The sequence below is a fragment of the Pseudomonas sp. URMO17WK12:I9 genome, from assembly GCF_900230165.1.
Classification (GTDB): domain Bacteria; phylum Pseudomonadota; class Gammaproteobacteria; order Pseudomonadales; family Pseudomonadaceae; genus Aquipseudomonas; species Aquipseudomonas fulva.
The window spans coordinates 55,676-79,177 of record NZ_OCMQ01000005.1 but is presented as its reverse complement, the minus strand read 5'-3'; the positions used below and the strand labels follow the sequence as shown (position 1 = coordinate 79,177).

22 protein-coding genes are annotated in these 23,502 nt (G+C 62.2%); 12 read left to right on the top strand and 10 right to left on the bottom strand.

Annotation, left to right across the window (positions count from 1 at the left end; genetic code table 11):
• Positions 1-22 precede the first annotated feature (22 nt).
• The 4 genes from CRP40_RS12365 to CRP40_RS12350 all read left to right on the top strand — a co-directional run bounded on the left by CRP40_RS12365 (position 23) and on the right by CRP40_RS12350 (position 5,094).
• The gene (locus CRP40_RS12365; RefSeq protein WP_027914122.1) at positions 23-2,347 is read left to right on the top strand and encodes a Tex family protein; all 2,325 of its coding nucleotides are present in this window, start codon (positions 23-25) and stop codon (positions 2,345-2,347) included.
• Positions 2,347-2,730 carry a PaaI family thioesterase gene (locus CRP40_RS12360; RefSeq protein WP_033694972.1) on the top strand — a complete coding sequence of 128 codons (384 nt, stop codon included), beginning with the start codon at positions 2,347-2,349 and terminating at the stop codon, positions 2,728-2,730. Before CRP40_RS12365 ends, CRP40_RS12360 begins: the two co-directional genes overlap by 1 nt.
• Before the next feature lie 139 nt (positions 2,731-2,869).
• Positions 2,870-4,462 (top strand): glutamate--cysteine ligase, encoded by a 1,593-nt coding sequence (gene gshA, locus CRP40_RS12355; RefSeq protein ID WP_027914124.1) that lies wholly within the window; start codon positions 2,870-2,872, stop codon positions 4,460-4,462.
• Positions 4,462-5,094 carry a TetR/AcrR family transcriptional regulator gene (locus tag CRP40_RS12350; protein WP_027914125.1) on the top strand — a complete coding sequence of 211 codons (633 nt, stop codon included), beginning with the start codon at positions 4,462-4,464 and terminating at the stop codon, positions 5,092-5,094. Before gshA ends, CRP40_RS12350 begins: the two co-directional genes overlap by 1 nt.
• 27 nt (positions 5,095-5,121) lie before the next feature.
• On the opposite strand, the gene CRP40_RS12345 is transcribed toward CRP40_RS12350, so the two are convergent.
• From CRP40_RS12345 to CRP40_RS12310, 8 genes are all read right to left on the bottom strand, one after another.
• Positions 5,122-5,337, bottom strand: a complete 216-nt coding sequence (locus CRP40_RS12345; RefSeq protein WP_003255829.1) for a molybdopterin-binding protein — start codon at positions 5,335-5,337, stop codon at positions 5,122-5,124.
• Positions 5,338-5,370: 33 nt separating this feature from the next.
• Positions 5,371-6,183 carry an aliphatic sulfonates ABC transporter ATP-binding protein gene (gene ssuB / locus CRP40_RS12340; protein WP_027914126.1) on the bottom strand — a complete coding sequence of 271 codons (813 nt, stop codon included), beginning with the start codon at positions 6,181-6,183 and terminating at the stop codon, positions 5,371-5,373.
• Positions 6,180-6,977, bottom strand: coding sequence for an aliphatic sulfonate ABC transporter permease SsuC (gene ssuC, locus CRP40_RS12335; RefSeq protein WP_027914127.1), 798 nt, complete (start codon positions 6,975-6,977; stop codon positions 6,180-6,182). Before ssuC ends, ssuB begins: the two co-directional genes overlap by 4 nt.
• Before the next feature lie 10 nt (positions 6,978-6,987).
• Positions 6,988-8,136, bottom strand: a complete 1,149-nt coding sequence (ssuD, locus tag CRP40_RS12330; protein ID WP_027914128.1) for an FMNH2-dependent alkanesulfonate monooxygenase — start codon at positions 8,134-8,136, stop codon at positions 6,988-6,990.
• A gap of 57 nt (positions 8,137-8,193) precedes the next feature.
• A complete protein-coding gene (locus CRP40_RS12325) occupies positions 8,194-9,159 on the bottom strand; it encodes a sulfonate ABC transporter substrate-binding protein (RefSeq protein ID WP_027914129.1) in 966 nt (321 codons plus the stop codon).
• Between the two features lie 84 nt (positions 9,160-9,243).
• Complete coding sequence (gene ssuE / locus CRP40_RS12320) at positions 9,244-9,837, bottom strand: NADPH-dependent FMN reductase (RefSeq protein WP_023535782.1); 594 nt, start codon at positions 9,835-9,837, stop codon at positions 9,244-9,246.
• Positions 9,838-10,018: 181 nt separating this feature from the next.
• Entirely contained in the window at positions 10,019-10,660 is a 642-nt protein-coding gene (locus CRP40_RS12315; RefSeq protein WP_027914130.1) for a peroxiredoxin, read from the bottom strand.
• A gap of 161 nt (positions 10,661-10,821) precedes the next feature.
• Positions 10,822-12,156, bottom strand: coding sequence for an OprD family porin (locus CRP40_RS12310; RefSeq protein WP_027914131.1), 1,335 nt, complete (start codon positions 12,154-12,156; stop codon positions 10,822-10,824).
• Positions 12,157-12,647: 491 nt separating this feature from the next.
• Here CRP40_RS12310 and tauA point away from each other — a divergent pair, with 491 nt between their 5' ends.
• From tauA to tauD, 4 genes are read left to right on the top strand one after another with little or no spacing between them, the layout of a single operon-like run.
• Positions 12,648-13,619: a taurine ABC transporter substrate-binding protein gene (gene tauA, locus CRP40_RS12305; protein ID WP_027914132.1), complete on the top strand. Its 972-nt coding sequence runs from the start codon at positions 12,648-12,650 to the stop codon at positions 13,617-13,619.
• A gap of 27 nt (positions 13,620-13,646) precedes the next feature.
• Positions 13,647-14,432: a taurine ABC transporter ATP-binding subunit gene (gene tauB, locus CRP40_RS12300; RefSeq protein ID WP_027914133.1), complete on the top strand. Its 786-nt coding sequence runs from the start codon at positions 13,647-13,649 to the stop codon at positions 14,430-14,432.
• Positions 14,429-15,268: a taurine ABC transporter permease TauC gene (gene tauC, locus CRP40_RS12295; RefSeq protein WP_027914134.1), complete on the top strand. Its 840-nt coding sequence runs from the start codon at positions 14,429-14,431 to the stop codon at positions 15,266-15,268. The genes tauB and tauC overlap by 4 nt, the downstream gene beginning before the upstream one ends.
• 48 nt (positions 15,269-15,316) lie before the next feature.
• Positions 15,317-16,150 carry a taurine dioxygenase gene (gene tauD / locus CRP40_RS12290; protein WP_027914135.1) on the top strand — a complete coding sequence of 278 codons (834 nt, stop codon included), beginning with the start codon at positions 15,317-15,319 and terminating at the stop codon, positions 16,148-16,150.
• A gap of 80 nt (positions 16,151-16,230) precedes the next feature.
• Here the strand turns inward: tauD and betT are convergent, their stop codons facing one another.
• Together betT and epsC are read right to left on the bottom strand one after the other, a co-directional pair.
• Positions 16,231-18,192 (bottom strand): choline transporter BetT, encoded by a 1,962-nt coding sequence (gene betT, locus CRP40_RS12285; protein WP_165919275.1) that lies wholly within the window; start codon positions 18,190-18,192, stop codon positions 16,231-16,233.
• Between the two features lie 306 nt (positions 18,193-18,498).
• Complete coding sequence (gene epsC, locus CRP40_RS12280; protein WP_027914137.1) at positions 18,499-19,431, bottom strand: serine O-acetyltransferase EpsC; 933 nt, start codon at positions 19,429-19,431, stop codon at positions 18,499-18,501.
• A 274-nt stretch (positions 19,432-19,705) separates the two neighbouring features.
• On the opposite strand from epsC, the gene tcyJ reads away from it, so the two are divergent.
• From tcyJ to CRP40_RS12260, 4 genes are all read left to right on the top strand, one after another.
• Complete coding sequence (gene tcyJ / locus CRP40_RS12275) at positions 19,706-20,500, top strand: cystine ABC transporter substrate-binding protein (protein WP_027914138.1); 795 nt, start codon at positions 19,706-19,708, stop codon at positions 20,498-20,500.
• Complete coding sequence (tcyL, locus tag CRP40_RS12270; protein WP_027914139.1) at positions 20,497-21,165, top strand: cystine ABC transporter permease; 669 nt, start codon at positions 20,497-20,499, stop codon at positions 21,163-21,165. The genes tcyJ and tcyL overlap by 4 nt, the downstream gene beginning before the upstream one ends.
• A gap of 2 nt (positions 21,166-21,167) precedes the next feature.
• Positions 21,168-21,926 (top strand): L-cystine ABC transporter ATP-binding protein TcyN, encoded by a 759-nt coding sequence (gene tcyN, locus CRP40_RS12265; RefSeq protein WP_027914140.1) that lies wholly within the window; start codon positions 21,168-21,170, stop codon positions 21,924-21,926.
• 285 nt (positions 21,927-22,211) lie between these two features.
• Positions 22,212-23,453 (top strand): SfnB family sulfur acquisition oxidoreductase, encoded by a 1,242-nt coding sequence (locus CRP40_RS12260; RefSeq protein ID WP_027914141.1) that lies wholly within the window; start codon positions 22,212-22,214, stop codon positions 23,451-23,453.
• The last annotated feature ends 49 nt before the right edge of the window (positions 23,454-23,502 follow it).

The following is a 23,502-nucleotide window of genomic DNA, read 5'->3' as shown; positions in this document are numbered from 1 at the left end:
TCAAGAACGTCAGGTGGTTTACATGGACAGCATCAACAGCCGTATCGCCGAGGAACTGGGCGTACGCCCACAACAGGTCGAGGCGGCCGTGGGCCTGTTGGACGAAGGCTCTACCGTGCCTTTCATCGCCCGTTACCGTAAAGAGGTGACCGGTAGCCTGGACGACACCCAGCTGCGCCATTTGGAAGAGCGCCTGCGCTACTTGCGCGAGCTCGACGAGCGTCGCATCAGCATCCTTGCCAGCATCGAGGAGCAAGGCAAGCTGACGCCGGAACTGGCGCGCGAGATCAAGCTGGCCGACACCAAGACGCGCCTCGAAGACCTCTACCTGCCCTATAAGCAAAAGCGCCGCACCAAGGGCCAGATCGCCCTGGAAGCCGGTCTGGGCGAGCTGGCCGACAGCCTGTTCGCCGACCCGTCCCTGGTCCCGGAAAGCGAAGCGGCGCGCTTTGTCAGCGCCGACAAGGGCGTGGCAGACGTCAAGGCTGCGCTGGAGGGGGCCAAGTACATCCTCATGGAGCGTTTCGCCGAAGATGCAGCCCTGCTCGACAAACTGCGCAGTTTCCTGAAGCAGGAAGCGGTGCTCAGCGCACGCGTGGTGCCCGGCAAGGAAGAGGAAGGTGCCAAGTTCCGCGACTACTTCGCCCATGACGAACTGCTGCGCAGCGCGCCGTCGCACCGCGCGCTGGCGATCTTCCGCGGGCGCAACGAAGGTGTACTCAGCGCTTCGCTGAAAGTGGGCGAAGAGCTGCCGGGTACCCTGCACCCGTGCGAACTGATGATCGGCGAACACGTCGGCATCGAGAACCGTGGCCGCGCGGCCGACAAATGGCTGGGTGAAGTGGTGCGCTGGACCTGGAAGGTCAAGCTCTACACCCACCTGGAGACCGACCTGTTCGGTGAACTGCGCGACAATGCCGAGGGTGAGGCGATCAACGTCTTCGCCCACAACCTGCATGACCTGCTGCTGGCAGCGCCCGCTGGCCCGCGCGCCACGCTGGGCTTCGACCCTGGCCTGCGCACGGGCTGCAAGATCGCCGTGGTCGATGCCACCGGCAAGCTGCTCGACTACACCACCGTGTATCCCCATGCACCCAGGAACGAATGGGACCGCACGCTCTCGGTAATGGCTGCGCTGTGCGCCAAGCATTCGGTCGAGCTGATCGCCATCGGCAATGGCACCGCCAGCCGCGAGAGCGACAAGCTGGTGGCTGACCTGGTCAAGCAGTATCCTGCCCTGAAGATCACCAAGGTCATGGTCTCCGAAGCCGGCGCCTCGGTGTACTCGGCATCGGAGCTGGCGGCCCGGGAATTCCCCGATCTGGATGTGTCGATCCGTGGCGCGGTCTCGATTGCCCGTCGTCTGCAGGATCCACTGGCCGAGCTGGTCAAGATCGATCCCAAGTCCATCGGCGTGGGCCAGTACCAGCACGACGTGTCGCAAGTGAAGCTGGCACGCGGCCTCGACGCCGTCGTCGAGGACTGCGTGAACGCCGTTGGCGTGGACGTGAACACCGCGTCGGTCGCCCTGCTCACGCGTATTTCGGGGTTGAACACGACCCTGGCACAGAACATCGTCGCCCATCGCGATGCCAACGGCCCGTTCGCCACCCGTGCAGCCTTGAAGAAAGTCAGCCGGCTGGGTGAAAAAACCTTCGAGCAGGCCGCAGGCTTCCTGCGCGTGATGAACGGCGACAACCCGCTGGACGCGTCTGCCGTTCACCCCGAGGCCTACCCGCTGGTGCAGCGCATCGCCGCCAACACCGACCGGGACATCCGCTCGCTGATCGGGGACAGCAGCTTCCTCAAGCGCCTGGACCCAAAGAAATTCACCGACGAAACCTTCGGCCTGCCCACGGTGACCGACATCCTGCAGGAACTGGACAAGCCTGGCCGCGACCCGCGTCCGGAGTTCAAGACGGCCACCTTCCAGGACGGGGTCGAGGACCTCAAGGACCTGGAGCCTGGGATGATCCTGGAAGGCGTAGTGACCAACGTCACCAATTTCGGCGCCTTTGTGGACATCGGCGTGCACCAGGATGGGCTGGTGCATATCTCGGCGCTGTCGGAAAAGTTCGTCAAAGACCCACGCGAAGCGGTCAAGGCCGGCGATGTGGTCAAGGTCAAGGTCATGGAAGTGGACATCCCGCGCAAGCGTGTCGGCCTGTCCATGCGCATGAGCGATACGCCGGGCGAGAAGGTCGAAGGCAACCGGGGTGGCGGACGTGGCCAGGGGGGTGGCCGTCAGCAGCCAGCGCCCCGTCAGCGCGAGACCGCCACTGCAGCGCCGGCCAACAACGCCATGGCTGCCCTGTTCGCCAACGCCAAGCAGTTGAAGAAGAAGTGATGGACGTGGCACCCGAGTACGTGCAAAGCGCCTTCAGCCAATTGCTGGGCTGCAGCCTGCAACGCCTGGAAGCGGGCGTTGCCGAGGTGAGCCTGGCGGTGGCGCCGCACCTGCGCAACCGTGGCCAGAAGCTTCATGGCGGGGCGATCTTCAGCCTGGTGGACATCACCATGGGGCTGGCCTGCTCGTCCAGCCACGGCTTCGACCAGCAGAGCGTCACCCTCGAATGCAAGATCAACTACCTGCGCGCCGTCAGCGATGGCGAGGTGCTGTGCACCGCTCGGGTGCTGCATGCAGGCAGGCGCACGCTGGTGGTCGACGCTGACGTAGTCCAGGACGACAAGCTGGTGGCCAAGGCGCAAGGAACCTTCGTCGCGCTCTAGCTCACAAAGCATTATCTGCGGTAACTTCGGCAGTGCGCGCGCACTGCTGGGGCCGCGGTAAACCAGGCGACAACGCCCGTTCCCTTCCCCCTACCCTTGTAGACCGTCATCTCTACCCCCATATTGGGGCGACTGACGCGTGAAGGAATACATCTTGAGCACACTCCTCAACCGCCGCCTGAGCTTGCTCGGCGCTAATCTCCCCTTGCTCAAGCAGTGTCTGCACGGCATTGAGCGCGAATGCCTGCGCGTGACAGACAGTGGCCGTCTGGCCCAGACACCGCACCCCGAAGCACTGGGCGCGGCGCTGACCAACGAACAGATCACCACCGATTACTCCGAATCATTGCTTGAATTCATCACCCCGGCGCTGCCTGACGCCGCTGCGGTGCTGGAAAACCTCGAGCAGATCCACAGGTTCGTCTACACCAAGCTGGGCGACGAGTACCTCTGGAGCCCGTCGATGCCGTGTTCGCTGCCGGCTGAAGAAGACATTCCCATCGCCGAGTACGGCACTTCCAACATCGGCAAGCTCAAGCATGTCTATCGCAAGGGCCTGGCCCTGCGCTACGGCCGCACCATGCAGTGCATTGCCGGCATCCATTACAACTTCTCGCTGCCCGAGGCCCTGTGGCCATTGCTGCGCGAAGCCGAAGGCAGCACTGAAAACGAACGGGATTATCAGTCGGCCGCGTACATCGCCCTGATCCGCAATTTCCGTCGCTACAGCTGGCTGCTCATGTACCTGTTCGGCGCTTCGCCCGCCTTGGACAAGGGCTTTCTGCGGGGCCGCGCCCACCAGCTCGAAGAGCTCGATGGCGACACCCTCTACCTGCCCTACGCCACCAGCCTGCGCATGAGCGACCTGGGCTACCAGAGCAATGCCCAGGCGGGCCTGACGCCGTGCTACAACAACCTGTCCAGCTACACCGACAGCCTGCGCAAGGCGGTAGGCACGCCGTACCCACCTTATGTGGAGGTCGGTACCCATGTCGATGGCGAGTGGGTACAGCTGAACACCAACATTCTGCAAATCGAGAACGAGTACTACTCCAACATCCGTCCCAAGCGGGTGACCTACTCCGGCGAACGTCCAATCCAGGCGCTCACCTCGCGCGGCGTGCAGTACGTGGAGGTGCGCTGCCTGGACATCAACCCGCTCCTGCCAGTGGGCATCGACCTCACCGAAGCACGCTTTCTCGATGCGTTTTTGCTGTTCTGCGCGCTGGACGACAGCCCACAGCTCAACAACAACGAATGCAGCCAGTGCACCAGCAATTTCCTGAGTGTGGTCAAAGAAGGCCGGCGTCCAGGGCTGAAGTTGCAGCGTGATGGGCAGCCTGTGCCGCTCAAGGACTGGGCCAGCGAACTGATTGCTCAGATCGCTCAATTGGCCGACCTGCTCGACCAGGCCCAGGGCGGGGATGAGCACGCCAAGGCCCTGCAAGCCCAGCAGGCAAAGGTCGACGACCCCGAGCTGACCCCATCGGCCCAGGTGTTGGCGCGCATGACCGAGCATGATGAGAGCTTCATCGCGTTCTCGTTGCGACAAAGCCGTCTCCACGCCCAGACACTGCGCGAGCAGCCCCTGAGCCCCGACCAGCAGCAGGCCTTCGAAACGCTGGCGCGCGAGTCCCTGGCCAAACAGTCGCAGCTGGAACAGGAAGAAGTGGGCGAGTTCGATACCTTCGTGGGCGCCTACCAGGCCAGTATCCTGGCAATCAGCAACTGATGACCCGCGGCATCCCAGCGCGCAAGCCACGCGCCAGCAGCCAGGCCCGGATCGAAGCGATCCTGGCAGCTGCCCGCGAGCTCCTGGCCGAGGGCGGGGTGGCTGGCCTGTCGATCTACAGCGTGGCCGAGCGCGCGCAAATCCCGCCGTCATCGGTCTACCACTTCTTCGCCAGCGTGCCTGCGCTGCTCGAAGCGCTGACTGCCGATGTACACAGGGTTTTCCGCGAGGCGCTTGGCGCGCCGATCGACAGCAGCATGCTCACCCGCTGGCATGAGCTGTCGCGGTTGATCGAGCAACGCATGCTGGATATCTACAACGAGGATGCCGCTGCGCGGCAGTTGATCCTGGCGCAGCATGGCCTCAGCGAGGTCATGCAGGCTGACCGGCAGCACGACATGGAGCTCGGCGCCCTGATGCACAGGTTGTTCGACCAGCACTTTCACTTGCCGGTGATGCCTGCTGATGTGGATGTGTTCGCCTTGGCCATGGAATTGAGCGATCGGGTGTATGCCCGGTCGATGCAATTGCACGAGACCATCACCCCGCGCATGGCCGAAGAAGGCAAGCGGGTATTCGAAGCCTACCTGGGCTTGTACCTGCCACCTTTTCTGGTCAAGCGTTCGCACTGAGGGGCCGCAAGGCGGCCCCGTGCTCGATCACAGCTTGGCGATGGATACCTCGGTGGACTTCACGAAGGCAATCACCTCGCTGCCCACTTGCAGTTCCAGTTCACGTACGGAGCGGGTCGTGATGACCGATGTGACGATACCCGAGGCGGTCTGGACGTCGATTTCCGACAGCACCGGGCCTTCGAGGATTTCCTTGACGGTGCCTTTGAACTGATTACGGACGTTGATGGCTTTGATGGTCATTGGAGTGTTTCCTTTTCGATGGCTTCTGGGGGTTCAGTGCGCCCAACGCAACTGCGTGGGCAGGGGGGCAACAGGCTCCGGCTCGGGCGCAGTGCCCGGCGCAGAAAGGACTCGGTTGAGCACTTGGCTTTCAAGCGCGGCCAGGCGGTGCGAACCGCGCGGTCGTGGCCGTGGCAGGTCGACCGTCAGGTCGAGCCCGACTTCGCCGTCCTCGATCAGGATCACGCGATCTGCCACCGCAACCGCTTCACTGACGTCATGGGTCACCAGCAGCACGGTGAAACCATGCTGGCCCCACAGGCGCTCGATCAGTTGCTGCATTTCGATGCGCGTCAGTGCATCCAGCGCACCCAGCGGTTCGTCCAGCAACAGCAGACGCGGTTGGTGGATCAGTGCGCGGGCAAGCGCAACGCGCTGCTTCTGGCCGCCCGAGAGGGCTGCGGGCCATTCGTTGGCGCGGTCGGCCAGGCCCACTGCCTCCAGCGCATCCAGCGCCCTGGCACGCCAATCGCCGGACAGGCCGAGCCCCACATTGTCGATGACCTTTTTCCACGGCAGCAGCCGCGAGTCCTGGAACATCAGGCGGGTTTCTTCCCGTGCCTCGTCCAGCGGTGCAGCACCTGCCAGCAGTTGCCCTGCCGTTGGTTGGTCGAGCCCAGCCAGCAGGCGCAGCAAGGTACTTTTGCCGCAACCGCTACGGCCGACGATGGCGACGAACTGGCCGGCCGGGACATGCAGGTCGATGCCTTTTAGCACCTCGCGCGAGCCGAAGGTTTTACGCAGGCCCTTGGCGGCCAATGGAATGCCACGCAGCAGGTGTGGCGGATTGTCCTTGAGCACGGTCATGCGCCCTCCTTCCTGGCAACTTGATAAGCCGGATGCCATCGCAGCCACACACGCTCAAGGCCACGGGCAGCCAGGTCGGCGAGCTTGCCGAGCACGGCGTACAGCACGATGGCCAGCACCACCACATCGGTCTGCAGGAACTCCCGGGCGTTCATCGCCAGGTAGCCAATGCCGGCGTTGGCCGAAATGGTTTCGGCGACGATCAAGGTCAGCCACATGAAGCCCAGTGCGAAGCGCACGCCCACCAGTATCGAAGGCAAGGCACCGGGCAGGATCACCTGGCGAAACAGGCTGAACCCCGAAAGCCCGTAGCTGCGCGCCATTTCCACCAAGGCCGGGTCGACATTGCGGATCCCGTGGTAGGTATTCAGGTAGATGGGGAAGAGCGTGCCCAGCGCGACCAGAAAGATCTTCGCCGACTCGTCGATGCCGAACCACAAGATCACCAGCGGGATCAGGGCCAGGTGCGGCACGTTACGGATCATCTGTACCGAACTGTCGAGCAGGCGCTCGCCCCAGTTGGACAGCCCGGTGATGAAGCCCAGCACCAGGCCAATGCTGCCACCGATCACGAAGCCCAGCCCGGCACGCCAGCCGCTGATGGCCAGGTGCGTCCAGATCTCTCCACTGCGTACCAGGTCGACGCCGGCTGACAGTACGGCGCTGGGCGCTGGCAGAATGCGGGTTGACAGCCAGCCCGCGCTGACCGCCAGTTGCCACGCGGCCAGCAGCAGTACCGGCAGCGCCCAGGGCGCCAAGCGCTCTGTCACGGTATTCGAGGCTTTGCGACTCATACAGTACCCCTCATCGCTGGGCCACGGACTTGGGCAGGATGTCGTTGGCAACCATCTCGCCGAACGGGCTCACGTAGCCGCCGCCGGTGGCAGGCTGAGGCCGTTGTACGTCCAGGTGCGGGAACAACAGTTCGGCCACCCGGTATGACTCTTCCAGGTGCGGGTAACCGGAGAAGATGAAGGTGTCGATGCCCAGGGCGGCATACTCCTTGACCCGTGCGGCGACGGTCGGGCCATCGCCCACCAGCGCAGTGCCTGCACCTCCGCGAACCAGGCCTACCCCAGCCCACAGGTTGGGGCTGACTTCGAGCTTGTCGCGGCTGCCATTGTGCAGCGCGGCCATGCGCTGCTGCCCTACCGAGTCGAAACGGGCAAGCGATGCCTGGGCGCGAGCGATGGTGTCGTCGTCCAGATGGGATATCAGTTTTTCAGCCGCTTCCCACGCTTGCGCATTGGTCTCGCGCACGATCACATGAAGACGAATGCCAAACCGCACCTCGCGCCCTTGAGCAGCTGCCTTATCGCGCACCTGGGCGATCTTTTCAGCCACCGCGCTGGGCGGTTCGCCCCAGGTCAGGTACAGCTCGACCTGCTCTGCAGCCAGGTCTTGGGCGGCTTCGGACGAACCACCGAAATACAACGGTGGACGAGGCTGCTGGATGGGTGGGTACAGCAGCTTCGCGCCTTTGACCTGGATGTGTTTGCCGTCGTAGTCGACTTCTTCGCCTTCAAGCACCTTGCGCCAGATGCGGGTGAACTCGACAGACGCTTCGTAGCGCTCCTGATGATTGAGGTGCAGGCCGTCACCGGCCAACTCATCCGGATCACCACCGGTTACCAGGTTGAACAGCGCCCGGCCATTGGACAGGCGATCGAGCGTGGCGGCCTGCCGCGCGGCGACTGTCGGCGAGATGATCCCAGGGCGCAGGGCTACCAGGAACTTCAACCGTTCGGTAACAGGAATCAGGGAGGCGGCCACCAGCCAGGAATCCTCGCAGGAGCGCCCGGTGGGTATCAGCACGCCGCCGAACCCCAGGCGGTCGGCCGCCTGGGCAATCTGCTGCAGATAGCCATGGTCGACCGCCCGGGCGCCTTGCGCGGTGCCCAGGTATTTGCCATCACCGTGCGTGGGGAGGAACCAGAAGATGTTGAGGCTCATTGGAGTTGTCTCCTAAGGGATAGCTGAGCCGGGGAAGGCCCGGCACGGGCAGATCAATCAAGGTGCACTGGCAACCTTGGCCGGGGGTGTCCAGATCACGTCCTTGATGCGCAGCGGCTTGGGTATGAGCTTGAGCGTCTGGAAGGTGTCTGCGATTTTCTGCTGGGCCGCCACTACGTCCGGCGTCAAGGGCGCTGCGCCATAGCCTTGGCGCTTGACGGACGTCAGGGTGATGTCCGGCGTGAGCCCAAGCAGCGGAGCGACCTGGTCGGTGACCTCCTGCGGGTTGGCCTGCGACCACTCACCGACCGCACGTACCTGTTCGATGACGGTATTGATGACGGCCGGGTGCTGATTCGCATAACTGCGCGTGGCCAGGTAGAACTGATGGTTGTCTACCAGGCCCTGGCCGTCACGCAGGGTGCGGGCTTGCAGCTGCTGCTCGGCGGCGGCCTGGTACGGGTCCCAGATCACCCAGGCATCGACACTGCCACGCTCGAACGCTGCGCGCGCATCGGCCGGGGGCAGGTAGACCGGTTGAATATCGGTGTACTTCAGGCCTGCGTCTTCGAGTGCCCGTACGAGCAGGTAATGGACATTGGAGCCCTTGTTGAGGGCGACCTTCTTGCCCTTGAGTGCCTGCACCGACTGGATCGGCGAGTCTTTGGGCACCAGGATGGCCTCACTGTGGGGTGCGGGAGGTTCGTAGGCCACGTACAGCAAGTCGGCCCCGGCGGCCTGTGCGAATACCGGAGGCGTTTCGCCGGTCACGCCGAAGTCGACAGAACCGACGTTCAGCCCTTCGAGCAGCTGAGGGCCGCCGGGGAACTCGGTCCACTGCACCTGCACGCCCTGCTCGGCCAGGCGCTTTTCCAGCGTGCCCTTGGCCTTGAGCAGCACCAGGGTGCCGTATTTCTGATAACCGATGCGCAGGGTTTCAGCCTGTGCCTGGGTGATGGCGCCGAGGGACACAGCCGCCGCAAACAGGGCGACCAGACCACGACGCAAGAAGATTGTGCGCATGGCGCTCTCCTGTGCGATGGGGTTCGGGTTGCACCTGCTTGCCTCGTTGACGGGCGAGTAAGGTGATACAGCGGGTTTGCCGGATCAGATGCTCCAGCGAGCACTGATCAGGCGATCATTGAGCACACCGGGTGCTACCGGGCGCGGGCGCCTGGCCAGGGCCAGGTGGAAGGTTTCCAGCGAGTCGTGCAGCCGCTCTTCGAGGGCAGGCGCCAGCTGGGCCGGCTTATTGCCTTCGGCATAGGCGATCTGGCTGTCGTCGGCAAAGATCCCTTGCAGGGTCTCCTGGGCCTTGAGAGCCGACAGCACGGGCTTGAGGGCGTAATCCACGGCCAGCATGTGGGCAATGCTGCCGCCCGTTGCGATGGGCAGTACTACCCGGTTGGCCAATGCGCGCTCGGGCAGCAGGTCAAGCAGGGTTTTCAGCGCGCCGGCGAACGACGCTTTGTACACCGGCGTGGCAACGATCAGGCCATCGGCCTGGGCCACCAACTGTTGGAAGTGCTGCACGTGCGGGCTGTCGAAGCGGGCATGCAGCAAGTCTTCGGCAGGAAAGTCGCGCACCTGCAGGGTGACGACTTCAACGCCACGGTGCTCGAGCCACTGCCGCGAACGTTCGAGCAACACGCCTGAGCGTGAGCGAGGACTTGGGCTACCACCGATTGATACGACCAGCATTGCTGCGCTTCCTTGGGTTACGGTAGGACGACATTATCAGCATCTTTATATATCTATAAATCATATTTAATTCTTTATTTATTCGATTTAGGTATTTACTGGTCAGTTTTTTGGTCAAAAAAAAGGGCCGTCGAAACGGCCCGAAAATCCCTGCTTGGCTAAGCGCTATGCAACACAGTATTCACGCTCGGTTCGGTTGAGGCGTCAGACGCAGATAGGGTTTGACCGCCTTGTAGCCTTTTGGAAAGCGTTGCCGGATCTCTTCTTCGTCCTTGAGCGAAGAAACGATCACCACGTCGTCGCCGTCCTGCCAGTTGCCTGGCGTGGCGACCTTGTGCGAATCGGTCAATTGCAACGAGTCGATGACCCGCAGGATCTCGTTGAAGTTTCGCCCGGTACTGGCGGGGTAGGTAATCGTCAGGCGAACTTTCTTGTTCGGGTCGATGATGAACAGCGAGCGTACGGTGAGGGTATCGCTGGCATTTGGGTGGATCAGGTCGTACAGATCGGACACCTTGCGGTCGGCGTCGGCGAGGATCGGGAAGTTGACCACGGTCTGCTGGGTTTCGTTGATGTCGTCGATCCAGCGGTGATGCGAGTCGACCGGGTCGACCGACAGTGCAATGGCCTTGACTCCGCGCTTGGCAAATTCCTCCTTGAGCTTGGCCGTGAGCCCCAATTCGGTGGTGCACACCGGGGTGAAGTCGGCAGGGTGCGAGAACAGCACGCCCCAGCTGTCGCCCAGCCATTGGTGAAAACGGATCTTGCCTTCGCTGGAATCCTGTTCGAAATCCGGGGCGATATCGCCGAGTTTGAGGCTCATGGGATGCAGCTCCTGTACTGGGGTGCCTGTGGAATGAATGTGCCTGAATTTCTTCAACCTTAAAAAGAATAAATAAAGCTTTATTAATGCTTTTTACGCATAACAAATTTTGGTCACAAAAAAGCCTCGCATCAGGCGAGGCTCTTTAATGTGGCTACGGCTTACAGGAAATTGTAAGTGTAGTTCACGATGAAACGGGTCTGGTCCTGATCGGCCAACGAGCTTTCACCGGTGCCGCGGTATACACCGTGGCGCAGGCTCGCACCCAGGCCTTTGAACGTGCCTTCCTGGATGACGTAGTCGATCCGGGCGTCACGTTCCCACTCGCTGAAGTGGCCATTGCCGCTGGCGTTCTTGCCGTCTTCACCCTTGAGGTAGGAAACCGAAGCCTTCAGGCCCGGTACGCCGAGGCGCGCGAAGTCATAGGCGTATTGACCGAAGGTGGTGTTCTCACCGGCCTTGGCGAACTGGTTGATCATGCTGTCGGTGAACAGGTAGAAGCTGGCGCCGCCGGCGCCTTCGAGCGAGGAACGCGAACCGTCCTTGCGCACGCTACCCTGGTTCAACCAGACGAAACCACCGTCGTCGTTGACGCGCTGGTGACCGAGCATGAGCGAGTGACCGCCCAGGGTGTAGGTGAACATTGCCGACCAGGTCTTGTTGTCGACCTCGCCAGGCGTCTTGGCAAAGCCGCCGTTGTTGTTGAAGGTGTAGCCCGAGTCACCGTTACGGCCATCGCTGCTGCTGTTGAAGTAGCGCAGGTCAGTCTTGAACGACTGGTCGTCAGCGATCTTGAAGACGTGGGTAGCGCCCAGGAAGTGCTGCTTGTAGAAGTCTTCCAGGTTCGAGTAGTAGTACTGCAGGGTCAGGTCTGGAGTGAGCTTGTAGTCCAGGCCGCCATAGCGGAACTTGTTGCTGTCACGGAAGGCGCCGTTGACCGACAGGCCGGTGCGGTTGCTCGAGGCGCGGCCCATGGCGTGGGTCAGCTGACCGGCGTTGATGGTCAGGTTGTCGATTTCCTTCGACTGGAGGGTGCCACCTTCGAAGGTCTGCGGCAGCAGACGGCCATCGTTGGAGACCAGGATCGGCAGGTTAGGCGCCAGGGCGCTGCCGTAATGGACTTCAGTCTTGGAGAACTTGGCCTTGGCGTTGGCACCCAGGCGAGCCCACTGGCTGACGGCGGAGCCGTCGGAATCGCTTGGGAAGAAGCTGCTGTTGTCAGGGTGTTTGCCACGGCCGCCATCGAGGTGGATGCCCCACAGAGCCTGGGCGTCTACACCGAAACCAACGGTGCCCTGGGTGAAACCGGACAGGTAATCCAGTTTGAAGCCCTGGCCCGATTCACGGTTGTCGGCGCCGCCGTCACGGTTGTCGCCATTGAAGTACATGGTGCGCGAGCTGACCGACAGCTTGCTGTCTTCAACGAAACCGGCAGCACCTGCTTGTTGGGCGAGAACACCCAGTGCCACGGCCATGGCCAGGCTGGACTTGTACATGCTTTGCTCCTCTACGTTCTAATTTTTGTGTATCTCAGGCGGCCGGGTCTGTTGCCCCGCTCACCGTGGATGGGCGATTTAGTCCCAAAGCGTGACCCTTTAGTCAATCATTTCTAAACGTTTCGCGACTTTGGTCTAAGGCGCCAACCTGCGCTACAGGATAATGACAATCCTATAAATCCAAAATGACTGTTTTGTGAATCGGTAAGACTTTTAAGGAATATGTAAGGAACCATTACTGCATTTTGTTGTAGCAAGTGGGTTTCTCATAACCCCCGGCTATTTGCAATCGTTTGCTCATAACCTCATTCCAATTGGATCTATAGGGACGCTGAGCCTAGCAGCGTCGGCTGATTTTGCCATTGCGCGTGGTCAAGCATCGACCAAGGGTGCCAAACACGCGCTAAGCTAATTCTTAAAAGTTATTTATTTTTAGTTTTTTAGATCAATTAGCCTTAGCTCATGCATCCTTTACCCGATGAGAGCTAACCATGAACCCGCACCGCACCCTGCGAATTCTCAGTACCTTAGCCCTTGCTGGCACCAGCTGGATGGCCCAGGCGTCAGACTTGACAGTGGCGTATCAGACGACGGTCGATCCTGCCAAGGTGTCGCAGGTCGATGGCGACTACGAGACGGCGACCAAAACCAGTATCGACTGGCGCAAGTTCGACAATGGTGCCGATGTGATCACCGCCGTTGCCAGTGGGGACGTGCAGATTGGTTATCTGGGCTCCAGCCCATTGGCAGCCGCCGCAACGCGCAAGCTGCCGATCGAGACGTTCCTGATCGCCACGCAGATCGGGGCCGGCGAAGCGCTGGTGGTGCGCGATGAAATCAAGACACCCCAGGATCTTGTGGGCAAAAAAGTCGCTGTTCCCTTCGTGTCGACCGGGCACTACAGCCTGCTGGCAGCACTCAAGCACTGGAACATCGATCCTGCCAAGGTGCAGATCGTGAACCTGGCACCGCCCGCGATCATCGCGGCATGGAAACGTGGCGACATCGACGCCACCTATGTCTGGGACCCTGCGCTGGGCGTGGCGAAGGAAACCGGCAAGGTGCTGATCACCTCGGGCGAGCTGGGCAAGGCAGGGGCCCCCACCTTCGACGCCTGGATCGTGCGCAAGGACTTCGCATCCAAGCACCCCGACGTGGTCAGGGCCTTCGCGCAGGTCACCCTGCAGGCGTATGCCGACTACCGAAAGGACCCACAAGCCTGGCTGGCGAACCAGGACAACGTCGCCAAGTTGGCCAAGCTGTCCGGCGCCAAGCCTTCGGACATCCCGGTGTTGCTGCAAGGCAACGTCTACCCGCTGGCCGCAGACCAGGCCAGCGCCCTGGGTGCGCCCACTACCCAGGCCCTGACCGACACGGCCACGTTCCTCAAGCAGCAAGGCAAGGTCGAGGCCGTACTGCCGGACTACAGCCCCTACGTCAGTGCCCAGTACCTCCCCCACTGAATTTGCAGACAATTACAGGAGCCTGACATGGCCTTGCTCGAACTGGAGCGCATCAGCGCACAGTACCCTGGTGCCGCGAGCCCGGTGCTGGCCGACATCACCCTGAGCGTAGGGCCGCGGCAGTTGCTGGTGGCGCTTGGGCCCTCGGGCAGCGGGAAGACCTCGTTGCTGAACCTGATCGCAGGATTCGTCAGCCCCAGCGCGGGACGCATCACGCTCGACGGCGTGCCCGTGCAGGGGCCAGGGGCCGAGCGTGGCGTGGTCTTTCAGGATGATGCCCTACTGCCCTGGCAGAACGTGCTGGGCAATGTCGCCTTCGGCCTGGAACTGGCCGGCGTGCCACGCGCGGCACGTGAAGCCAGAGCCCGCGAGATGCTCGCCCTGGTCGACCTTGCAGAGTTTGCCGAGCGGCGCATATGGCAGCTTTCAGGCGGCCAGAAGCAGCGCGTGGGCCTGGCCCGTGCATTGGCCGCCGACCCTGGCGTACTGCTGATGGATGAACCGTTCGGTGCCCTGGATGCGTTCACCCGCGAGCACATGCAGACGCTGCTGCTGGATATCTGGCAGCGCGCCGACAAACCTGTGTTCCTGATCACCCATGACATAGAGGAGGCCGTGTTTCTCGCCACTGAGTTGGTGCTGCTCGCACCCAGCCCAGGGCGCATCGTCGAGCGGCTTCAATTGGACTTCGGCCAGCGTTACGCCAACGGCGAGCCGGCGCGGGCGATCAAGTCCGACCCGCGCTTCATCGAAGCGCGCGAGCATGTGCTGGCCCGGGTCTTTTCGCACCATCAATCCCAGGAGCGCGCATGAGCAGCATTGATATACCAGCGGCCAGTGAGCCCACTGTTCAATCAGCACCTGCCGCCAGCGGGGCTCGCTTGCTGCCCACCCGTTGGATCAGCGCATTGACCCTGGCCAGCCTAGTGCTGACCTGGTGGTTGGTCACGGCTGCCGGGTGGGTCGAACCCCTGTTTCTGCCCTCGCCTGCTGACATCACGGCCAAAGCCTGGGTCTTGCTCACCCAGGGCTACATGGATGCCAGCCTGTGGCAGCACCTTGGCGCCAGTCTCGGGCGTATCGGCACGGCATTGCTGGCCGCGGTGTTCACGGCCATCCCGATAGGTATCGCCATTGGTTATAGCCGCGTGGCACGGGGCATCTTCGACCCGTTGATCGAGTTCTACCGGCCTATCCCCCCGCTCGCCTACTTGCCGCTGATCGTCATCTGGTGCGGGATCGGCGAGCTGTCGAAGGTGCTGCTGATTTACCTGGCGATCTTCGCGCCCATCGCCATCGCCACTGCCACGGGCGTGCGCACCACCGACCCGGCCAGGCTGCGAGCCGCGCAATCGCTGGGCGCGACCAAGGCCCAGCTGATTCGTCACGTGATCCTGCCCAGTGCGCTGCCCGACATTCTGACGGGCATCCGGATTGGCCTGGGCGTCGGTTGGTCGACGCTGGTAGCGGCCGAACTGATCGCCGCCACCAGCGGCCTTGGCTTCATGGTGCAGTCGGCCGCGCAATTTCTGGTCACCGATGTGGTGGTGCTGGGCATCCTGCTGATCGCGCTGATCGCGTTCGCGCTGGAGATGAGCCTACGCGCGCTGCAACGCCGACTGGTGCCCTGGCACGGACAAAGCCACTGAACCCTACCGCTCGTGCGCCCGCAAGGGCGCCTGCCTGAAGAGACCGACATGAGCCTGACCATTACCCCACTCAGCCCGGCGCTGGGCGCACAGATCGGCGGCGTGGACCTTGCCCGCGACATCAGCGACGAGGTGCGCGACGCCATAGAACACGCGTTGCTTCGCCATCAGGTGCTGTTCTTCCGCGACCAGCCCATCGCCCCCGCCCAGCAGGCGCGTTTTGCCGCCCGCTTTGGCGACCTGCACATCCACCCCATCTACCCCAACGTACCCGATACGCCCCAGGTGCTGGTGCTCGATACTGCGGTCACTGACGTCCGTGACAACGCCGTTTGGCACACCGACGTGACCTTTCTGCCGACACCGGCCCTGGGCGCAGTGCTCAGTGCCAAGCACTTGCCGGCCTATGGCGGCGATACCCTGTGGGCCAGTGGCATTGCAGCCTTCGAGGGATTGTCAGCGCCGCTGCAGGCGATGCTGGTCGGGCTGACGGCGACCCACGACTTCACCAAGTCATTCCCGTTGGAGCGCTTTGGCACAACTCCGCAGGATCTGGCGCGCTGGGAGCAGACCCGGCGTGAAAACCCACCCTTATCTCATCCGGTGGTACGCACGCATCCAGCCAGCGGGCGCCAGGCACTGTTCGTCAATGAGGGGTTCACCACGCGCATCAATGAATTGAGCGAATCGGAAAGTGAGGCACTGCTGAAGCTTCTTTTCGCTCATGCCACCCGGCCAGAGTTCACGATCCGCTGGCGCTGGCAGGAAAACGACGTAGCGTTCTGGGACAACCGCGTCACCCAGCATTACGCAGTGGACGACTACCGGCCGAACCGGCGGGTGATGCACAGGGCAACCATTCTGGGCGATGCGCCCTATTAGCCGGAAGGCGCTTAGTCGGAGAGAGGCGGGGCGATCCTGGAAGGCCGAGCCATGAGGCTCGCCCTTCCAGGACGGGTCGATCAGCGCACCAAATGCAGGAACTGCATGTGCCGTTCGTACTGGTCGAGGATGTCGTTGATGATCTGTTCCTTGCTGTAGCCCACCAGGTCGTAATTCTGGCTGCCTTCGCTGAGGTAGACCTCCGCCCGGTAATAGCGACGGTTCTTCAACTCATGGGCACCCAGGCCACCACGGGCGAACGAGGGCGTGAAGTAACCGCGCATCTGCACCTGGTAGATGAACGGCTGTTCATCGCCATGGCCGACTTTCAAGCTGACGTTGTCATGGCTCGGGTCGTCCTGGGTGATCAGCACCAGCCCTTTCTGCTCGAACACCTCACGCACATCGGCAATGGCCGGGCGCACCACATCGTCCATGAACCGGTACACCTCGTCCCGCGAAGGGAAATGCACCGCCTGGCTCAAGCGCTGGCGCCAACCCCCACGGCCTCGGCGTGACTGGGCGAAGGGAGCCAGCGAATGCATCTGCGCGATCTGGCGCTGCGACTCCAGGTAGAAGGCCTTGTGCAGCCCCCACATCATGCACAACAGGATCAGCGAGAAGGGCAACGAGGTGAGCACCACCGCTGACTTCAGCGAGTCGATGCTGCCGGCGAACAGCAAGGCACTGGTCACCAGTGCCGTCATGGCGCCCCAGAAGATGCGCAGCCAGTTCGGGCCGTCCTCGTCTGCATCGCCGCCGGTCGCCGACAGCGTGGACAGCACCACGGTACCGGAGTCTGCCGACGTCACGAAGAACACGAAGCTGACGAACACCGTCATGGCAATCACCGCCTTGCTCCACGGGTAGGTCTCCAGCAGCAGGTACAGGCTCATGGACGGGTTGTCCAACGCGGCCTGGCCCAGCGCGGTCATGCCGTGATTGATGACCTGGTCCAGTGCGCTGTTGCCGAAGATCGACATCCACGCCAGGGTGAAGCCAAGCGGAATCAGCAGCACACCAAAGACGAACTCGCGAATGGTCCGCCCACGGGAGATGCGCGCGATGAACAAGCCCACGAACGGCGCCCACGCGATCCACCAGGCCCAGTAGAACACCGTCCAGCCGCCCAGCCACTCACGGTTGTCGCCATAGGCATAGACATCGAAGCTCTTGCGGGGCAAGGCACCCAAATAGTCACCCAGGTTCTGGATAAGGGTATTGAACAGGTGCTGGGTGGGGCCTGCGAACAACACGAAGAGCAAAAGCGAACAGGCCAGGAACAGGTTGATGTCGCTCATCACCCGTACGCCTTTTTCCACACCGGCTACTGCCACGGCTACCGCCGCGCCCATCATCAGCGTGATCAGCACCACCTGCACCCACTGGCTGTGGCTGATGCCGAACAGGTAATCCAGGCCGGCGTTGAGGTGCAGCACGCCAAAGCCCATGTCGGCCCCCAGGCCGAATACCGTGGCGATGATGCCGAAGCCGTCGACCGCATAGCCGATAGGCCCGTTGATGCGCTTGCCGATTAGCGGGTAGAGCGCAGAGCGCAAGGCCAGCGGCAGGTTGTGCCGGTAGGCGAAATAGGCCAGCGCCATGCCGACGAAGGCAAAGACGCCCCAACCATGCAGGCCCCAATGCAGGAACAGGATCTGCATCGCCTGCCGACCCGCCTCAGCCGTACCCCCTTCACCCTGGGGCGGTTGCAGCATGTGGGTAAGCGGTTCCGAGACGCAGAAGAAGAACAGCGTGATGCTGATCCCCGCAGCGAACAGCATGCCCGCCCATGACAGGTAGCTGAATTCGGGTTCGTCGTGGTCGGCACCGAGCTTGATCTTGCCGTAGCCGGATACGGCGGTGACCACCACGAAGACCAGATACAGCGTCATCGCCAGCATGTAGTACCAGCCTACCGTGTTGGCAGCCCAGTTCTGCGCCGCCAGCAACCACTGACCTGCACTCTCCGGATTGATGATGACCACAAGGCCAAAGATGAGGATGAAACTTGCCGCAAAATAGAACACCGGGGGGTTCATGCGGATCTTGCCAGGGGCAAGCGAAGGGGTCGGTGCACTCATGGCGTGGGCACCTCGTCAAAGGACGAAAGACGCATAATTAACGGGTTCAGCAAAGGAATCCTCCTGATGAACACCGGCAGCGGACCAGCGTTTTTTTAATTGAACAAGCGTTCAAGTTAAACATGGTTTGAGCCTCATTGCGAATTGAAGCGCCGATTGGTAATGCCCTGGAAACACCTCTTGGCCAGCCTGACATGCCCTGTCGACCCCTGGCCGCAAAGGGGCATGCACCGGGCGGGTGCCGACTCAAGGCACCGTCCACGATCACTGTTTGTCCTGACAATCGAGCTGCAGGTTGGCCTGGGTAATGTTGCTGTGCGGCGGCACACTGCGCGTCAACCAGACGTTGCCACCGATGGTGGAACCCTGCCCGATGGTGATGCGCCCCAGTACGGTAGCGCCGGCATAGATCACCACGTCATCTTCGACGATCGGGTGACGGGCCAAGCCCTTGTGCAACGTGCCGGACTCATCGCTCGGGAAGCGCTTGGCGCCAAGGGTCACCGCCTGATAAATCCGCACGCGCTCGCCGATGATCGCGGTTTCGCCGATCACCACGCCGGTACCGTGGTCGATGAAGAAGCTTGGGCCGATCTGGGCTCCAGGATGGATATCGATACCCGTTGCCGAGTGGGCCAGCTCAGAACTGATTCGTGCCAACAGTGGCAGCCCGGCCGTGTACAGGTGATGGGCCAGGCGGTGATGGATGATCGCCAGGATGCCGGGATAGCACAGCAACACCTCATCGACACTGCGTGCCGCCGGGTCGCCGTGATAGGCCGCCAGCACGTCGGTATCGAGCAGTACACGCATGCCCGGCAGCGCTGCGGCAAAGCCCTGGATCAGCTTCAGGGCATGGGCATCGACACCCGCCAGGTCCTCCTTGCCTTGCCGAGCGGCGTAGCGCAGTTCCAGGCGCGCCTGCACCAACAACGCATTGAGCGCGGCGTCCAGGGTGTGGCCGACATAAAAATCCTCGCTCTCCTCGCGCAGGTCCACTGGCCCCAGGCGCATGGGAAACAGCGCGCCGCAGAGCTGTTCAAGGATCTGTCGCACCGCTTCGCGCGAGGGCAGCTCCCGGCCACCTTGCTCGCCGCTGCTGCGGCCATTGCGGGTGCGCCATTGCTCACGGGCACCGCGCAAGCCGGCCACGATTCCCTGCAGTTGCCAGTGCCCGGAGGCGGGTTGTTCGCTCACGGTGTGTTCTCCTGCCTTCTAGGCTATCTGTTCTATTGTCGATGCCGTCATTTTGCGGGCAAGCGCCCTGGAACAGGCCTCACCCTCTTTCCTGACACTGGATTGGACCGCCAGGGCAATGACAGCCATGCCAGCCTCGCCTACCCTCAAGATCAATGGACAATTTCCAAACGCATAAATAGGCAAAGTGCGATAATTTTTGACTATTTCCTGCGCTGCGCATCCAACCCTATAGTCGCCATCACTTCATTCACAACACGCTCGGGGCTCAGACATGTCGAAGTTCGCCAAACCGCTACTCAATGCCAGCCTGGCCCTGCTGCTGGGCACAGGCCTGCTTGGCCAGGCCTTTGCCGGCGAAGAGTTGAAGACCATCCAGGAAAAAGGCGTGATCAACGTCGGCCTTGAAGGCACATACCCACCCTTCAGCTTCCAGGATGAAAACGGCAAGCTGACCGGCTTCGAAGTGGAGCTGTCCGAATTGCTGGCCAAGGAGCTCGGCGTAAAGGCCAAGATCCAGCCGACCAAATGGGACGGTATCCTGGCTGCGCTGGAATCCAAGCGGCTGGACATCGTCGTCAACCAGGTCACGATTTCCGAGGAGCGCAAGAAGAAATACGATTTCTCCGAACCCTATACCGTCTCGGGTATCCAGGCGCTGGTGCTGAAGAAGAAGGCTGACCAGCTCGGCATCAAGGGCGCTCAGGACCTGGCAGGCAAGAAAGTCGGTGTAGGCCTGGGTACTAACTACGAGCAATGGGTCAAACAGGATGTGCCCAAGGCCGAAGTGCGTACCTATGAAGACGACCCCAGCAAGTTTGCCGACCTGCGCAACGGCCGCATCGATGCCATCCTGATCGATCGCCTGGCTGCACTTGAATACGCGCAGAAAGCCAAGGATACGCAACTGGCGGGCGATGCGTTCTCGCGACTGGAGAGCGGGGTTGCCATGCGCAAGGGCGAACCTGAACTGCTGGACGCCATCAACAAGGCCATCGACACGCTCAAGGCGGACGGGACGCTGACCAAGCTGTCCGAAAAGTACTTCGGTGCTGACGTCACCCGATGATCGCTGAAAGCCTGCAACTGGTCGCCGACTCCGCACCCTTTCTGCTCAAGGGTGCGGGTTACACCGTGCTGCTCAGCGTAGGGGGCATGTTCTTCGGATTGGTGCTGGGCTTTGCCCTGGCGTTGATGCGTTTGTCCAAAGTGCTGCCGCTCAACTGGCTGGCACGGATATACGTATCGTTCTTCCGTGGCACGCCCCTACTGGTGCAGCTGTTCGTCATCTACTTCGGCATGCCCCAGATCGGTATCGAGCTCGACCCGATCCCCGCCTCGCTGATCGGGCTGTCATTGAACATGGCCGCCTACATCTGCGAGATCCTGCGCGCCGCGATCGCTTCCATCGACCGTGGGCAGTGGGAAGCAGCAGCCAGCATCGGCATGACCCGCGTGCAGGCCATGCGCCGGGCGATCCTGCCCCAGGCGCTGCGCACGGCGTTGCCGCCGTTGGGCAACAGCTTCATCTCGCTGGTCAAGGACACTGCGCTGGCCGCCACCATCCAGGTGCCGGAGCTGTTCCGTCAGGCCCAGTTGATCACGGCACGTACCTTCGAGGTGTTCACCATGTACGTGGCAGTGGCCGTGGTCTACTGGGTGCTGTGCAGCATCCTGGCCCACTTCCAGAACCGCATGGAAGCGCGGGTCAACCAACACGACCAGGAGCACTGAGCATGATCGAAGTCAAAGGCCTGACCAAACGCTTCAAGGGCCTGACCGTGCTCGATGGCATCGATGTGACGGTGCAGCCAGGTGAAGTGGTGGCGATCATCGGCCCTAGCGGGTCGGGCAAGACCACCTTCCTGCGGTGCTTGAACCTGCTGGAAACGCCCGATGCCGGGCAGATCAAGATCGGCGCCATCAGCATCGATGCCGACCGGCCCCTCGGCCCGCAACACAGCGCGATACGTCGCCTGCGCCAACAGGCAGGCTTCGTGTTCCAGAACTTCAACCTGTTTCCCCACCGCACGGCCTTGGAGAACGTCATCGAAGGGCCGGTGATCGTCAAGAAAACACCGCGCGACCAAGCGGTGGACCTTGGCCGGCGTCTATTGGCCAAGGTGGGCCTGGCAGGCAAGGAAGACGCCTACCCGCGTCGCCTGTCCGGGGGCCAGCAGCAGCGGGTGGCCATTGCCCGTGCCTTGGCCATGGAGCCGGAGGTGATTCTGTTCGATGAACCCACCTCGGCCCTGGACCCGGAGCTGGTAGGCGAGGTACTGGCGACCATTCGCAGCCTGGCGGAAGAAAAACGCACCATGATCATCGTTACCCATGAAATGAGCTTCGCTCGCGACGTGGCCAACCGGGTCATCTTCTTCGACAAGGGTGTGATCGTGGAGCAAGGTGAGGCCAAAGCCTTGTTCGCGGCGCCGCAACAGGAGCGCACGCGGCAGTTTCTGCGCAAGTTTCTGGGCACGGCTGCTTCTGAGTAAGCCGGCAAAGCCAGCCCGCATTGTAAAAGCACAGCCGTCACTGAGCTCACGCCTGAATCCATGTCGCCTGGTGGCAGGCGACACGCTTCTATATATATTCCAAACCGTTAGTTCATAAATATTTTATAAACCTTTACGGTATATGTACCGGACCACCGGACCAGCATACGTCTGTCGCGATCAGCTGTAGCGGCATAACCCACATGTGAGGTCAGCAATGGTCAGGATCACCATCACCCCAGTGCATAACGCCAGGGCATTGCGTGCAGCCAAGGAGCGGCACTGATGTCCAGCCAAGCCCTTATTCCCCCCCGCAGCGTGCTCGACAGCGCACCGCCTGTGCTGCCAGCCAAGGTCCTGCGCAGCGATGCCCAAGCGCTGCAGGCTGCGCGTGAAGTCGCCGCTGTCGCGCGCGAACACGCTGCCCGTCGGGATCAGCAACGCGAACTGCCCTGGGCCGAGATCGAACTGTTCACCCGCAGTGGCCTGGGAAGCATCAGCGTTCCCAAGGCCTACGGCGGCCCCGAGGTGTCGTTTGAAACCGTGGCCGAAGTGTTCCGCCTGATCAGTGCTGCCGACCCCGCACTGGGGCAGATCCCGCAGAACCAGTTCGGCATGCTGCAACTGCTGCGCCTGACAGCCACGCCGGCGCAACAGGCGGTGCTGTTTCGCAGCGTGTTGGACGGCTGGCGCATCGGCAATGCGGGCCCGGAGCGCGGAACCAAGGACACCCTTACCCTCAAGGCACGCATCGACCGCGCAGGTGACGGCTATCGCATCAGTGGTGAGAAGTTCTATTCCACCGGGGCGTTGTTCGCCCACTGGGTGGCGGTCAAGGCGCTGGATGAGGAAGGTCGCCAGCGCCTGGCTTTCGTGCGCCGCGGCACACCCGGGCTACGCATCGTCGACGATTGGTCGGGTTTCGGTCAGCGCACCACGGCCAGCGGCACGGTACTGCTCGATGACGTTCCGGTAGAAGCAGATCTGGTCATCGACAACTGGCGCCAGCGGGAGGTACCCAATACCCAGGGCGCCGCCTCGCAGCTCATCCAGGCGGCCATTGACGCAGGCATTGCCGAGGCCGCCATCGATGACGCCATTGCTTTCGTGCGCACAAAGTCGCGCCCCTGGATCGAAGCCCAGGTAGACCGCGCCAGCGACGACCTCTATGTCATTGCAGACATCGGCCGCCTGAAGCTTGAACTGCATGCCGCCGAGGCGCTGCTGCGCCGGGCCGGGCAGGTGCTGGACGAGGTCAACGCAGGCACGGTGGATGCCGAGTCGGCCGCCCGCGCGTCGATTGCGGTGGCCGAGGCCAAGGTACTGACCACCGAGATTGCCCTGCAGGCCAGCGAGAAACTGTTCGAACTCGCCGGCAGCCGCGCCACCCTGGCCGAGTTCAACCTCGACCGCCACTGGCGCAACGCCCGCGTGCACACGCTGCACGACCCGGTGCGCTGGAAATACCACGCGGTTGGCGCGTACCACCTCAACGGCACCCTGCCCGCGCGGCATTCCTGGATCTGATTGGTAGCCTCCTGGGCCGCTGCGCGGCCCGGGGCACCGGAGACACACC